Genomic DNA, 266 nt, shown 5'->3' on the forward strand with positions numbered 1-266 from the left:
GTCGTCATAGACGAAGGTGAGCGAGGTACCGTCCACGAAGCGCTTCGCGGCGAGCCGACCCGCATCGTCGAACGTCGAAATGGCATCCGTTGCGTACAGGGTCCAGCTCCCATTCTGGACCAGGCGATCGCCACTGCTGTCGGCGGCCTCGTAGACCTGCCCGATCTTCTTGAAGGCGCGCTGGAAACCAGTGGCTTCAACGATGCCTGCGCCACCCGCCCCATCCAGTGCCAGTTGCGCTCCAAGCGAATGTGTCCAGCCATAGC

The 266-nt window shown here is 62.8% G+C and carries 1 protein-coding gene; it reads right to left on the reverse strand.

Going from position 1 to position 266, the window contains the following annotated elements; translation table 11 throughout:
• On the reverse strand, positions 1 to 266 hold a 266-nt coding region (locus R0J92_RS23580; protein ID WP_411053460.1), incomplete at both ends, for a hypothetical protein.

This window comes from Tritonibacter sp. SIMBA_163, from assembly GCF_046535935.1.
GTDB lineage: Bacteria > Pseudomonadota > Alphaproteobacteria > Rhodobacterales > Rhodobacteraceae > Epibacterium > Epibacterium scottomollicae.